Raw genomic sequence first — 13946 nt, forward strand, 5'->3', positions numbered from 1 at the left:
GGTGAATTATTGGCATCTACCGGGAATTGAACAAACGAGATAAAGTGTCAGAACGATAAAGAAAAGGTTTACCGCTATGGTTGCCCCCGTTCATCTCAACGCATTGAGGGCCTTTGAAGCCAGCGCTCGGCATCAAAGCTTTTCTGCTGCAGCGGAGGAATTAAATGTCACCCCCGCAGCCGTGGGGCAGCTAGTACGCACCCTTGAGCAATGGTTAGGTACGCCTCTGTTTCATCGAGGCACCAGCGGCAAGGCACGGTTGGTGGCTACGGAATCCGCTGAGCGAGCACTTCCCGACATTCAGGCCGGATTCGAGCGGCTTACGTTAGGGGTAGAACGGATGAGGGAGCATTCACCTAATGGGGTTCTAACCGTCACGGTCAGTCCTGCCTTCGCTGCCAAATGGTTGTTGCCGCGAATAGAGCGTTTCCATATGGCTTGGCCAGATACCGACGTTCGACTTGATACGCAACTCAAAGCGGTGGATTTCCTGGCTCAACGAATAGATATCGGCGTCCGATATGGTGCCGGCGAGTGGCCAAGCCTTACCGCAGAAAAGCTGATGGACGAGGACATCTTCCCTGTTTGCTCCCCTAAGCTGAAAAACACTCCGGATTGTTTGAGCACTCTGGCCGAATTGGCCAATCAAACGCTGATCCACGACCTATCGATGGACGAAAGCGCCGGATTCACTACCTGGGAAACCTGGCTGAGCTTGGCTGCGGCGAAAAATGTACCGACGCGCCGGGGGTATGAAAATCAACAACAGTGCAGCTGTGCTTCAAGCTGCGATAGACGGTCAAGGTATCGCGCTCGCGCGCAGCGTTATGGCCAGAGATGATTTGGCTGCAGGCCGGCTAATTCGCTTGTTTCCAAATGTTCAGGTTGCCTCGCCGTTGGCCTACTACGTTGTATATCGTCCTGAATGTGCGAGCCTGCCGAGGTTGAAAGCGTTTCGAGATTGGCTATTTGAGGAAGTTCATGCGGCTTAGGGCGTGCACTCGAAGTCGGTATGAAGGAAGGTAGCTCAGCGCAGCGTTCGGTGAACGCTGTCTTATGAGGTGTGACTAATTTATGATGCCAGAATGATAAATTTGGATGCAGCATCATGAGTACACGTTCAGACCTTTTGACCAGGCTGAGATTCTGCTGCGAACGAAAGGCTACGCGGCCTTCAGTTATGCCGACCTTGCGGACGACATCGGCATCAAGAAGGCCAGTATTCACCATCACTTTCCCACCAAGGAAGGCATGGCAATTGCCATCGTCGAGAGCTATCTGTTCCGATTCAGGAAGCAGTTGGAAGCTATCAATGATGAGAACGTTGGCATCGTTGACCGGTTGAAGGCGTTTGCGTTGATGTTCGCGCACAGCAGTGAAAACGGAATGCTTCCGCTCTGCGGGGCTTTGGCCGCTGAGCTTTTGGCGTTGCCTGAAAGCCTTAAAGCAATGACAAAGGATTTCTTCGAGATCCATTTAACTTGGCTGCAAGATAATATTAAGCAGGGCCAAGATCAGGGTGTGCTCAAGCCCGAACTGGATCCGGTAAAAGTTTCAAGGTTCATATTGAATGCCCTGGAAGGTGCAAGCTTTGTATCTTGGGCGATGAGCGATGACTACGAGAAATCCTCTGGAATTGATTTGATTCTGGCCGGACTTCTGCGTTCTGACGCTAAGAATTAATTTGACTTCATTGAAGGGGCGACGGTGTCTCGTCGCCTCATTCGCTCCATTATTGATACCGTATTTAAAACGACACGCGGACAACCTTTCACTTTACTTGAGTTGCTACGCGCTTATCGCTAAGTATCAGCCCAATTCCTCCAAGTACAGCCAGCGATGTAAGCGCTAATCGAATAGTCAGGCTTTCATTCAAAATGAGCACACCTGCGAGCGATGCCAAAACAGGAACGCTTAGCTGTATGGTTGCCGCCTGAAACGACGAAAGCGAACGCAGCGCTGCGTACCAGATAGCATAACCAACTCCTGAAGCAATCGTCCCCGACGCAATCGCGCAAAGGACGCCTGAAATGTCTATTGAAAGCTGATTTGCGAAAGGAATCGATGCAAAAAAAATCATTGGGACGGCTCGCAGGAAATTCCATGTAGTAGATGCGAGTGGATCATTCGATTGTTTGCCAATTAACGAGTAAACGGCCCACGCGATGCCAGATAACAACATAATCCCCGCGCTAGCCAGCGGAGGCGACGTGGCACCTGGTAGTAGTAGAGCAATCAATCCTCCAATAGCAAGGATGAGGCCTGTAATGGCTACAGCATGCATCCTTTCGCCTTTGTAAAAACCGTATCCAAGCATGGAGAGCTGGACGGCACCGAACAAAATGAGCGCGCCTGTTCCTGTGTCCAGGTTCAAATACGCATATGAAAAAGCAAAGGCGTAAGCGAACAGGGTGAATGCACCTAACCAGCTCCCAGCGGAGCGGGAAGAGTTGCCTCTGATTGTTAGGATTACCCAGAGCATAACGGCTCCGCTCAACAATCGAATAAGTGTAAAGGACGTAGGATCAATTTCGGTATGACGAAGCGCCAAGCGGCATAGAACCGAGTTGGCTGCAAAGGCCAACATTGCTAGCGTGGTTAGGACGACTACCTGTCTCACCCCTTTGAATGAAAACATGTCAGTTATGCGCTGTGACACCATTGCTCCTTTTTGAACAGATATGGTTTGCTCTCCGATAGCACAGCCCATCAAGAGCTGTGCCTAACAGGTCTAACTAGCGGCGTAATCTATTAAAATGTGCGAAGCCAACTTCCAGGTCGGCGATTAAGTCATACGGGTCTTCAAGACCGATGTGCAGTCGCACCAAATGACCGTCAGTGTCCCATTGGGTCGCACTTCTTACTGGTTTAGGATTCGCCAGCATTGCCAAACTTTCGAAACCGCCCCATGAGTAACCGATTGCAAACAGCGATAGATTATCCAAGAGAGCATCTGCTGCTGGCTGCGAGGAAGACTTTGTCGTAAACGAAAGCAAGCCAGATGCGCCTTTGAAATCCCGTTTCCATAAGTCGTGTTGTGGGTGGGATTCTAATGCCGGGTAATGAACTGCGATAACTTCCTCTCGGCTTTCCAGCCACTTCGCAACTATCGTCGCATTTTTGTAGTGACGCTCCAGGCGCACGTCCAGCGTTCTCATCCCTCGCAGGGCCAGCGTCACATCGTCCGGGCTAGCGAATAAGCCCATGTTGAAATGGAATCGCTTGAGGCTTTCCCATGCACGCTTGGAGGCTGATACGGTGCCAAGGACGGCATCCGAGTGGCCGACGATATATTTTGTTGCTGCCATGATAGAAAGATCGACCCCAAGCTCCATCGACGGGCAATAAAGCGGTGTGCCCCACGTATTGTCTGCGATGACCAGAATGTCATGGTCATGGGCAACATTCGCTATGGCCGGGATGTCCTGTATCTCTAACGTCAGGGAGCCAGGGGACTCTAGGTAAATGGCTTTAGTGTTAGGTCGGATCAAATCAACAATGCCGGAACCTATCGTAGGGTCGTAAAACGACACGCCGATCCCTAAGCGCTTTCCCACCTCTTCGCAGAAGACCCTCACTGGTGCATAGACATTGTCGGCAATCAAAATGTGATCACCCGTCCCCACTACGGAAAGGATCGCAGTCGTACACGCTGATAACCCTGAAGGGCATAGAACCGTCCCTTCCGATCCTTCCAAGTGCTGAAGGGCCTGAGTGAGTGCCTCCGTTGAAGGATTATTCCAACGTCCGTAGGCATATTTTTGGCGTCCTTCGCGCATCGACTCGCAGGTGGGAAACGCTACGGTGGAGCCTCGGTAAACGGGCGTATTGACGAATCCGTGATGTTGATCAGGCTCGATAGACGCGTGGGCGAGTAAGGTCTGTATGGTTTTGTATTTTTTCATACCGGATCCAATTCTTACCATGGTGAGGATGGGTGGGTTGCGTAGCCGTTTAAGATTCAAGATTTAAATACCATTATCTCTAAATGTCTACTACTAGGTTGGCTTTTACAGAAATGCGCCTAAAAACAACGGGTTGAAAATAACTAAAAAATAGCGTTTGCACGGCTACCATGTGAATGGTAGGTTTTTTGTGCCTCGGGATTTAGCAACCTGGTCGACCTAAAGGTGATGATCTGAGCATGCTACGGCATTGGGTGGGAGGGCTTTAATGTCGTTGACGGCATAGGAGTCCAAGGCGTTTCCCGCACGTCCCATGGGATGGGAGAAAGAAGTTAAGTTTGCAAAAGACAAGAAAAAAACTGCAAATTAATCGTTCGGGTGCCACATGAAAACACAAAAAAATAAATCTCCCTTAGAAGTTCAATTCAATAAAGAACTTAAAGATAGATCGAACTGGCTTGACTCTCATGAAAGCGGATACTCAAAACAATTAAAGAAACGTCACGTGCAGATGATGGCTTTAGGTGGAGCAATCGGAACCGGGTTGTTTTTGGGCGCGGGAGCTAGACTACATATCGCAGGGCCAGCACTTGCAGTGGTTTATTTAGTCTGCGGAATCTTCGCTTTTTTCATCCTGAGAGCGCTTGGTGAGCTCGTAATGCACCGTCCAAGTAGTGGTAGTTTCGTGTCCTATACCAGAGAGTTTATGGGGGAACGTGCTTCATTCGTTGCTGGTTGGATGTACTTTCTGGTTTGGGCGTTAACAGGCGTTGTTGATATAACGGCGATTGCTATTTATATGAAGTATTGGAGTGTCTTTTCAGATGTTCCTCAGTGGGTTTTCGCATTAAGCGCTTTGGGCGTTGTCACATTGATGAACATGGTTGGTGTTAAGTGGTTTGGTGAAATGGAATTCTGGTTTGCCGTAATCAAGGTCGCTGCTATCAGCGTGTTCTTGGCGATTGGATCGTATTTTTTCGCCACAGGCCATGAGGTTGCTGGGCATATCCCAGGCTTACACTTGATTACCGATAACGGGGGAATATTCCCGCATGGGCTTCTGCCTGCGATCATCATTGTACAAGGCGTTATCTTTGCTTATGCGAGCATAGAACTGGTAGGGACTGCCGCTGGCGAAACGGCGGATGCTAAAAATGTTATTCCCAAAGCAATCAATGGTGTGATCTGGCGAATAGGTCTGTTTTATGTAGGATCAGTTTTTTTGCTGGTGACTGTTCTGCCTTGGACAGCATATAGCGCTAATGTCAGTCCTTTCGTAACGTTTTTCGAGGCTCTGGGTATTCCTGGTATTGGCTCGGTTATGAATATCGTTGTTATGACTGCGGCGCTCTCAAGTCTTAATTCTGGTTTGTACGCAACTGGTCGCGTATTGAGATCACTTGCCATGGGTGGGTCGGCACCAAAAATGTTCAAGCGCATGAGTACACAGGGGGTTCCGTACATGGGCATCTTGGTCACCATGGGGATCAACGTATTCGGTGTTTTGCTTAACTTCCTGATTCCATCGCAACTATTTGAGCTCTTGCTGAATCTCGTATCACTTGGGATTCTTTCTACTTGGGCATTCATTGTTTTATCGCAAATAAAATACCGTCATGCTGTAAAAAGAGGTGAGGTCGAAATGGTCTCATTTAGAATGCCTGGGGCTCCGTTCACCTCTTGGTTAACTCTTGTTTTCTTGCTGGTGGTTTTGGTTCTCTTGGCGTTCGATTACCCCAACGGAACTTACACTGTTCTTTCTATACCGTTAGTCGCAGGAGCGTTGATGCTTGGTTGGTCGAAGGCCGTTCGATCCAGAGCCAAAAACTCGGAAGAAATTGAGGGCACTCCTAGCCACGTCGGAGCCTAGGTGATGCAGGTGGGAGGCCTTTTTATAGCGGCCTCTCATCTATAAAATTGGGGGATTGTCATTCTGATTCTTATTTCAATATTGATTAAGTAGTCAGCTGTAACTCCTTTTGTCTCAAATTCATAAGTAATAATCGGGTAAATTCTGACGTTCAACCATTAGCACTCGGTTCGCCGGCATCACTTGATTTGACCGGCACCAAGCACATCGGGCTTGATGGCGGCGGGTCTTTTTTGACCGTTCGCTCAAGGTCTCAATAAAATGCCCTTGCAAGCCTACCAACCAGTTGGTAGAGTGGTCGTGTAGAAACACAACCCACCTGCAAAACGTTATGCACAGAGGAATCAACAGATGACCACTAACCTGAACGGTATTGACGTAGCTGCCCTGCAACAATTTGCTCAAGGCGTTGCCGAGGATGCCAACAAGCGTCACGCAAGCTTCAACGTTAAGACCGAGTGGAAAGGCCAGACTCGCTCTGTAGCCAAGGTCAGCCGTTACAGCCTGGCTGGGGAGACCTATTCGCGTGATTTCGAAATCATCGCCGATGAGCCGAATGAATTGCTGGGCGAAAACTCCGCGCCCAACCCTCAGGAACTGCTGATGGCTGCTCTCAACGCATGCATGTCGGTCGGCTATGCCGCAAATGCCGCGATGATGGGCATCAAGATCCACAGTCTGGAAATTGAGACCGACGGCACTCTAGATCTGCGTGGCTTCTTGGGCATCGAAGAAAGCGTTAACCCAGGCTACGACGAGGTGAGTGTCGTAATCCGCCTGCATACCGATGCTTCTCGTGAGCGTGTGGAAGAACTGCACAACGTGGTGCTCAAGACCTCGGTCAACTACGCCAACTTCTCGAGAGCCATTCGTATGGTGCCAACTCTCGAAGTTCGCGAGGGCTGATTCCCTTCTATTACACATCCATGCCCTGCGTGCATCGGCAGCAAGTCTGCTGGTGCCGCCCTTCAGAAATCTGAATATCGGAGTCTGTAATGAAAGATTTTTTCAAAGGCAAGAAACTCCTGGTCGTAGGCGGCACTAGCGGCATGGGCCTGGAAACAGCGCGCCAGTTTTTAAAGGCGGGTGGCAGCGTGGTTCTCACCGGCAGCAAACAGGATAAAGCCGATGCTGTGCGCGCCGAGCTGAGTCCGCTGGGGAACGTATCAGTGATCGTTGCCAACCTCATGACCGAGGAAGGGATGAATCATGTACGCAACGAAATCAATGCCAACCACAGTGACATCGGCTTCATGGTGAACTCTGCAGGCATATTCATTCCGAAGCCTTTCATCGAACACGATGAGGCTGACTATGACATGTACCTGGATCTGAACCGAGCCACATTCTTTATCACGCAGGCGGTGGTCAAAAATATGCTTGCTGCCAAGCGCGAAGGTTCCATTGTCAACGTAGGGTCGATTGGCGCGCAGGCCGCGCTGGCCGGCTCTCCGGCAACCGCTTATTCGATGGCTAAGGCGGGCCTGCACGCAGTCACCCGAAACCTGGCAATTGAATTGGCTCATTCAGGTATCCGAGTCAATGCCGTCTCGCCTGGCATCGTTCACACCTCGATCTATGAAGGCTTTATGGACAAGGAAGCGATCCCGGATGCGATGAAGTCGCTGAACGATTTCCATCCACTGGGTCGAGTAGGTGTTCCTGAAGACGTCGCTAACACCATCCTGTTCTTACTCTCCGATAAAACTTCCTGGGTGACTGGTGCTATCTGGGACGTTGATGCAGGGGTGATGGCGGTACGTGCCTAAACACCGACGCAAGCGCTGCGCGTAGCGCCTCTCAGTGGGGCGCTTTCCAGCACGCTGCTCCGGTGACAAGGGTGCTGGCTGTAGGAGTTTCAAATGTCTGTCACGACAAAAGCCGCGCTGCTGAGCTACGCGGAAACCCAGATGCGTTCAAAGGGTTACTCAGCGTTCAGTTATGCGGATCTCGCAGCGAAAGTCGGCATCAGGAAAGCCAGCATTCACCATCACTTCCCTACCAAGGAGTGCCTGGGCGCAGAGCTGATCAACGATTACATCAATCGTTTCAACGAGACTTTGGCGTCAATCGAATCTATGCATCCCGACCCGCTAAAGCGTCTGCGAGCATTTTCCCAACTTTTTGTAATGAGTGCGAACGAAGGGCTACTGCCGTTATGTGGTGCCTTGGCTGCCGAAATGGCTGCACTGCCTTTGTCGCTTCAAGGGCTCACGCGGGACTTCTTCAACGCTCAACTCGACTGGCTACAGAGCACCCTCAGTCAGGCAGTTCGGCAGCACAACTGGTCGCTGGAAACACCCATTGAAAACTTCGCCTTCATGCTGCTCAGCTCCTTGGAGGGCGCAAGCCTAATCGATTGGACGCTAGGTCGAACAACAGACCCTTTGGCCGGTTTTAACCATTTGCTTGAAATGGCTGCCATGCGGTCTTAATTTCTCTGCGCAGGATAATTTATGCAAACCCCTTCAAAAAAATATGTCGTCGATATCTGGTCTGATTTTGTGTGCCCTTGGTGCTGGGTCGCCAAGCGCCGTTTTGAAAAAGCCTTGGATCGCTTTGACGAAAAGGACTCAGTGCAAATAAACGTGCGTGCCTATCGTCTGGCGGCGAATCATACGCCTGAGCCTATGATTGCTGCTCTTAAGCGCAAGCTCGGTAACGCAGACACCGCTGAGGCGATGATGAGCACCGTACTCAAATACGGTAAGGCAGACGGACTGGATTACCGTTTCGCCACCATGCAGTTCGGCGATACCACTGACGCTCATGTGCTGGTCAAGGCGGTTGAAGAGCCGGCAGTGAAAAAACGTCTCATGGAGGCGTTGTATGAACAAAGCACTACCCATGGCAGGTCACTGTTTGATCGCTCCAGCCTGGAGGCTATCGCGCGGGAAGCAGGCGTGTCGGAAGAATCAATTCAACTCGCATGGTCATCTGTAGAACTTCGCGTTGAGATGCAAGAGGACGAGCATTTCGCTGCGCAGTTGGGGTCGGGTGTGCCGATGTTCGTGTTCAACAACGAGTTCTCGTTGTCAGGTGCTCAGCCCGAGGCCGTTTTTCTCGAAGCGCTGAATAAGATGCAAGCGAAGGTACAGGTCAAGGAAGAGGAATTTGTGGGGCAAGTCTGCGGCATCGATGGTTGCAAAATTTGATTGGTAATGGATAGGCGGCACTCACAAGGTGACGCCTTCCTTTAATTCAAAACGTGAGATCATGATGAGCCGTATCGTTGAATTAAACGCTCCCCAATTTGCCCGCTTTGTTGCCAAGGGCAGCAGTGTCGTGATGTTTTCAGCATCCTGGTGCAAACCCTGTAAAGAGATGAGACCGATCTTCCAGGCGCTGGAGGAGAAGCTCCATGCTTTGGCAGAATTTGGAAAGATTGATATCGCTGTATCGCCGACAATTGCTCAGATGTATGGCATTCGCTCGGTGCCATCTTTGGCAGTATTCCACGAGGGTCGATTGTTGAAGATTTTCGCTGGGTCTAAATCAGTTTCTGCTTTGAAAAAGGCGATCATCACTGAGCTGGAGGATGCCAGCTAAGCAGGTATCCTCCGCCGCGACCTTGCCAAATCAGCTATCGATTTCGCAGAGTTGTAGGATCATTTTTCTTGGCTTCACCATCGATAGGATGGGCGCGATCTTCATTAAAGAGTTCCGTTAATAAGGCGTTAGCCCGTTTGTACGCGTCATATCTGAATTCCTTATCTTCCACCGGCTGTGCGGCCATCTCCTCCAGCATCTCCAAGTTCAGCCTACGGAATGTGTCGGCACGCTCACGAGCCTCGTAGCGCCCAACGCCTAGATGTTCCAAGGCACGACGCCCAAGAGATAAAGCGCTTTCAAAAGGTTTCCCTTTCTACGGCCTCAATGCCCATCTGACGCAAGGTAATGATGTGTCCCATATCACGAGCGCGCACCACGAGCTTCAGAGACGGAAAATGCTCCTGGGCCAGCTTGGTCAGCAGTAGGTTGTCGTCCTGATTGTCGATAGCGTTGATCAGCACCACGGCTTGTGCAGCACCCGCAGCGTGGAGCAAATCGAGGCGCGTTGCATCACCGTAAAACACCTTCACGCCGAATTTGCGCAGTGTCTCGATGTGGTCAGGGTCGTGATCCAATACCACGACTTCAAAACCACAAGACATCAGTAGACGCCCAGCGATCTGACCAAATCTCCGAAGCCAGCAATGACCACTCGAGGATTGCTTTGATCGATGGTGTCCGCTTCCTTGCTGTCCTGTTTTTTCGACGACTCTAGATAATTGAGCAGCAGAATCAGCAGCGGTGTCACACACATCGAAAGCGCCACTGCCAGAGTCAGGCTTTTACCCCAAGGCTCGATCAAGATGCCAGCGATTGTCGCAGCACCAAAAACCACGAAAGCAAATTCGCTGCCCTGGCCGAGGAATACTGCCTGCCATGAACGCTGGTCACTTGGGACGTTCAGGACGCGGCCTAGGAGCTTAATTATGAGCAGCTTGATCACAATAAAACCCAAGGTCAGGGTGAGCACCCTCAGTGGATCATCAATCAGTGTGCCGAAGTCGATGGACATACCCACGCCGATGAAGAACAGGCCGAGCAACAGCCCCTTGAACGGTTCGATATCGCTCTCTAGGGCATGCCGATATTCCGAGCTGGCCAACAGAACGCCTGCTAGAAAAGCGCCCATGGCCATGGACAAGCCAGCCTCTTCGAGTAAGAGGCCGAACCCGAATACTAGGAAGAGTGCGACGGCACTGAAAATTTCGCGTAGGCCGGATCGCGCGACGAAGCGCAGGACGGGCCGAGAAACGTACCGACCTAAAAGCACCACCGCGACGACGGCTCCAACGATTTTCGCAATCGACAGTGCCAGCTCAGCACCGGAAGGCGTACCACCATTTGCGGCCAGCAGTGGAATCATCGCCACAAGCGGAATGGCTGCGATGTCTTGAAATAACAACACGGCAAAGCTACTACGACCCACGGCGGTTGACGTCATGTTTCGCTCGTTCATTGCCTGCATAGCAATCGCTGTCGAGGATAGGCTCAGCGTCAAGCCAACCAACAGCGCGGCTGTCCAGTTCAAGCCAAGTGCTGCGCAGAACACGGCGATGGCTGCTCCGCACGCAACCATCTGTAATGCGCCGCCACCGAATACCATTCGACGCATTGCCCAGAGGCGTTTGGGATCAAGTTCTAGCCCAATGATAAACAACATCAAAACTACGCCGATTTCAGCAAAATGCAGGATGGACTCCACATTCGTTATCAGCTTCAGGCCCCACGGGCCGATCAGGCAGCCTGCCAACAGATAGCCCAGAACCGGGCCGAGCCCTAAACGAACGGCGATTGGGACTATCAAGGCAGCCGAGCCCAGGTAGATGAGCATTTCAATCAGGCTGTGAGTATCCATTCAAACTTCCCTCCAGCAGGCTAGGCGCTCGCCGTAACGGCGAATTTGCTTAATAAGTGACGATTGATTAGCTAGGTATGCACCGTGAACTGCGACTGGACTTAACCAATGCATGCCGCAGTAATGCGCCGTTGCTTGTAGAGGTTGCGCAAGAACCGGAAAGCCTGGGTACTCACCGCCTTCAAATTGATCATGCTCTTCACCCATGGTTACAACCCATAGTAGATGCTTATTTTTGAGGGCGGTCGCACCGATGCCGTATGCCCAACCACGAGTGAAAACCTTATCGATCCACAATTTCATAAGGGGCGGGTAGTTGTACCAGTACAGAGGGTGCTGCAGAACCAGCAGATCTGCTTTCTCCACCGCCATCTGCTCGGCTTCAACGTTGATATTGAAATCTGGGTATAGGTCGTACAAGGAATGAATAACGACTTCGGGATAATTGGCGGCCACCCTGAGCATCAGTTTATTGACCCTCGATTTCTCAGGGTAGGGATGGGCATAAATGATCAGAATCACGGAGTAGACCCCACAGATCTGGCGTTCACTAAAAACGGAAAAAAGCCCCCTGATCGTTGAGCATAAAAATGCACTCAACCATCAGGGAGCTAAAAACTGAACGTTGAAGCCTTATTGACCGCTTTGTAGCTTCAACACATCTTGCGCAGTCACAGGATTGCCGGCAATGCCCCAGTCCCCGCTCTTGACCTCTTCGAAGATGACCCATGTGAGGGCCCGCATGTTTTCACCTTCCACCGATACCATCGCGTCGGTCACCTTACGTATGACTTCAGCTTTTTGTTCGTCGGAAAAAACGCCTTCGATGCCTTTAATAGTTACAAGTGGCATGGTGCTCTCCGGAATGTGTGAGAAGAAATTAGGCTTTAGCCGCTGCGTATTCCGGGTAGTCGGTGTAACCCTTCTCAATCGAACCGCTCACGCCGTAATAGGTAGTGCGATCACTCTCGGCCAGAGGCCAATTGTTTTGCATACGCTCGACCAAATCTGGATTCGCAATGTAGGCGGTGCCGAAGGCAATTAGGTCTAGCTCACCCTTAGCCAGTTCAGACTCTGCGATCTCTTTGGTGAAGCCGCCTGCAGCCATCAGGGTGCCTTTGTACGCCTCACGGAACGCGGCGCCGAAACCTGGTGGTGTTTGCGCGGCCAGGATGGTCGGCTGGTAGTTCAGGTGAACAAATGCCAGCTCTCGTTCGTTGAGGGCAGCAGCCATGCTCATCCAGGTTTCTTCTTCGCCTTCGTACACACCGAAGTCATACAGTCGACCGAACGGAGAGAAGCGCACACCAATCTTCGATCCGCCGATTTCAGCAGCAATCGCGTCGATGGTTTCCAGCAGGAAGCGCTGACGGTTGGCAATGGAGCCACCATACTGATCAGTACGAGTGTTCAGGGCGCTGCTCAGGAATTGGTCGAACAGGAAGCCGTTGGCCGCCATGATTTCGATACCATCAAAGCCAGCGTCCATCGCCATTCGAGCAGACTTAACGAAATCTGCGATGACTCGTTTGACTTCTTCAGTTTCCAGAGCCCGTGGAACACTAGGTTGAACAGGGCCTTCTTTGCCAGGTTCGATCCAGGCATACACGGTCGTATCTACCGCAGGTACTGTGCCCGAGGAGACCGGCACGATGCCATGCACTGAGACATGAGACATGCGGCCTACGTGCCAGAGTTGCGCAAAGATCTTCCCGCCTTTGGCGTGTACGGCGTCAGTGACATTGCGCCAGCCGGGCAGATGTACATCTTCGTAAATACCAGGGGTATACAGATAGCCCCGTGACTCGTCGGAAATAGGCAGACCTTCGGTGATCAGCAAACCAGCAGAAGCACGTTGCGCGTAGTACAGCGCGTTGGCTTCATTTGGGATGTTGTTCAAGGTTCGGGTGCGCGTCATAGGGGCCATGACAACGCGATTCTTCTTTAGCGAAGTACCGGCCAAATCGAAAGGTGTAAAAAGCTTATTCATGATTGCTCCCGACATCGTTTAAGGAGAAAAGTCGTAGTTTTGGCTCAGGACTTATCGAACGCGTCGAGTACATGGGTGCTGTACACCAGTGCGGCACCGGCGTTCATGTTGATGGCTACACCCAGTGCCTCGGCCACTTCTTCGCTGGTGACGCCGAGCTTCTTTGCTTCAGCTGCGTGGAAGGCGATACAGCCATCGCAGCGAGTTGTTACAGCAACCGCCAGGGAGATCAGCTCGCGAGTCTTTGCATCCAAGTGATTGGTCTTGCTACCGGCGGCACCGAGTGCAGCCATGCCTTTCATGGTCTCCGGGGAGAGGCCATTGAGCTCTACCAAACGAGCGCTGATGTCTTTACGGGCTTGCTTCCAATCTTGCATGGGATTCTCACATGGGCGTTAACGCCCCGTAGGTGTGGGTTGATTTTTTGAATCTAGATATAAACTACCATCTAGTTGGTAGGCTTGCAATGGGGTCATGCCTAATTCATGTCATTACGGCATGGAGAGCATGACAATTTTGATGTGCCATCATTAATTAAAATTTGGTCGCGGGTGCTGAGCTATGGCTGCTTGCCTATCTAGAGGTAGGCTTTCACAAGGAGAATTATTATCAGGCAATCTAATGGCAAGACTCGAATGCAGCGCGGAGTATTTGCGAAGTCTGGTTTAGACTCAGACTGAGTCAATCCTTGTCATGCAGCGCTGCAGGTCTTGAATTGGCCTGAGCAGAGCGCTGCACGGGTAAATTGCTTTAAGTGGGTAAGCTGGCAATTGC

The 13946-nt window shown here is 51.3% G+C and carries 12 protein-coding genes and 3 pseudogenes; 8 read left to right on the top strand and 7 right to left on the bottom strand.

The genetic code is table 11. The features are described 5' to 3' along the window. Positions 1-76: 76 nt before the first annotated feature. Positions 77-992: pseudogene (gcvA, locus tag PSH87_RS07340) on the top strand (transcriptional regulator GcvA). Between the two features lie 116 nt (positions 993-1108). Beyond that, positions 1109-1683: pseudogene (locus tag PSH87_RS07345) on the top strand (TetR/AcrR family transcriptional regulator). Positions 1684-1771: 88 nt separating this feature from the next. Here PSH87_RS07345 and PSH87_RS07350 read toward each other — a convergent pair. Continuing rightward, entirely contained in the window at positions 1772-2482 is a 711-nt protein-coding gene (locus PSH87_RS07350; RefSeq protein ID WP_305432999.1) for a DMT family transporter, read from the bottom strand. Positions 2483-2735: 253 nt separating this feature from the next. Next, the gene (gene metC, locus PSH87_RS07355) at positions 2736-3905 is read right to left on the bottom strand and encodes a cystathionine beta-lyase (RefSeq protein WP_305433000.1); all 1170 of its coding nucleotides are present in this window, start codon (positions 3903-3905) and stop codon (positions 2736-2738) included. A gap of 385 nt (positions 3906-4290) precedes the next feature. Between metC and PSH87_RS07360 the strand changes: the two genes are divergently transcribed. The 6 genes from PSH87_RS07360 to PSH87_RS07385 all read left to right on the top strand — a co-directional run bounded on the left by PSH87_RS07360 (position 4291) and on the right by PSH87_RS07385 (position 9324). Beyond that, positions 4291-5775, top strand: coding sequence for an amino acid permease (locus tag PSH87_RS07360; protein ID WP_305433001.1), 1485 nt, complete (start codon positions 4291-4293; stop codon positions 5773-5775). A gap of 351 nt (positions 5776-6126) precedes the next feature. Next, entirely contained in the window at positions 6127-6681 is a 555-nt protein-coding gene (locus tag PSH87_RS07365; protein ID WP_053486337.1) for an OsmC family protein, read from the top strand. Positions 6682-6770: 89 nt separating this feature from the next. Further along, the gene (locus PSH87_RS07370; RefSeq protein WP_011104931.1) at positions 6771-7544 is read left to right on the top strand and encodes an SDR family NAD(P)-dependent oxidoreductase; all 774 of its coding nucleotides are present in this window, start codon (positions 6771-6773) and stop codon (positions 7542-7544) included. A 93-nt stretch (positions 7545-7637) separates the two neighbouring features. Then, positions 7638-8210, top strand: coding sequence for a TetR/AcrR family transcriptional regulator (locus tag PSH87_RS07375; protein WP_305433002.1), 573 nt, complete (start codon positions 7638-7640; stop codon positions 8208-8210). Positions 8211-8231: 21 nt separating this feature from the next. Continuing rightward, positions 8232-8930 carry a DsbA family oxidoreductase gene (locus tag PSH87_RS07380; RefSeq protein ID WP_305433003.1) on the top strand — a complete coding sequence of 233 codons (699 nt, stop codon included), beginning with the start codon at positions 8232-8234 and terminating at the stop codon, positions 8928-8930. A 64-nt stretch (positions 8931-8994) separates the two neighbouring features. Continuing rightward, a complete protein-coding gene (locus PSH87_RS07385; RefSeq protein ID WP_086792986.1) occupies positions 8995-9324 on the top strand; it encodes a co-chaperone YbbN in 330 nt (109 codons plus the stop codon). A gap of 34 nt (positions 9325-9358) precedes the next feature. Here PSH87_RS07385 and kefC read toward each other — a convergent pair. The 5 genes and pseudogenes from kefC to PSH87_RS07410 form a co-directional block, all read right to left on the bottom strand. Further along, positions 9359-11182 (bottom strand): annotated as a pseudogene (kefC, locus tag PSH87_RS07390) (glutathione-regulated potassium-efflux system protein KefC). Then, on the bottom strand, positions 11183-11704 hold the full coding sequence (gene kefF / locus PSH87_RS07395) for a glutathione-regulated potassium-efflux system oxidoreductase KefF (RefSeq protein ID WP_305433004.1): 522 nt from the start codon (positions 11702-11704) through the stop codon (positions 11183-11185). It abuts the pseudogene before it with no gap. A gap of 111 nt (positions 11705-11815) precedes the next feature. Next, positions 11816-12034 (bottom strand): 4-oxalocrotonate tautomerase family protein, encoded by a 219-nt coding sequence (locus PSH87_RS07400; RefSeq protein WP_305433005.1) that lies wholly within the window; start codon positions 12032-12034, stop codon positions 11816-11818. A gap of 28 nt (positions 12035-12062) precedes the next feature. Beyond that, positions 12063-13172, bottom strand: coding sequence for an alkene reductase (locus tag PSH87_RS07405; RefSeq protein WP_305433006.1), 1110 nt, complete (start codon positions 13170-13172; stop codon positions 12063-12065). A gap of 44 nt (positions 13173-13216) precedes the next feature. Beyond that, positions 13217-13549 carry a carboxymuconolactone decarboxylase family protein gene (locus tag PSH87_RS07410; RefSeq protein WP_086792976.1) on the bottom strand — a complete coding sequence of 111 codons (333 nt, stop codon included), beginning with the start codon at positions 13547-13549 and terminating at the stop codon, positions 13217-13219. Positions 13550-13946: the final 397 nt, after the last annotated feature.

The organism is Pseudomonas sp. FP453 (assembly GCF_030687495.1).
Classification (GTDB): Bacteria; Pseudomonadota; Gammaproteobacteria; order Pseudomonadales; family Pseudomonadaceae; genus Aquipseudomonas.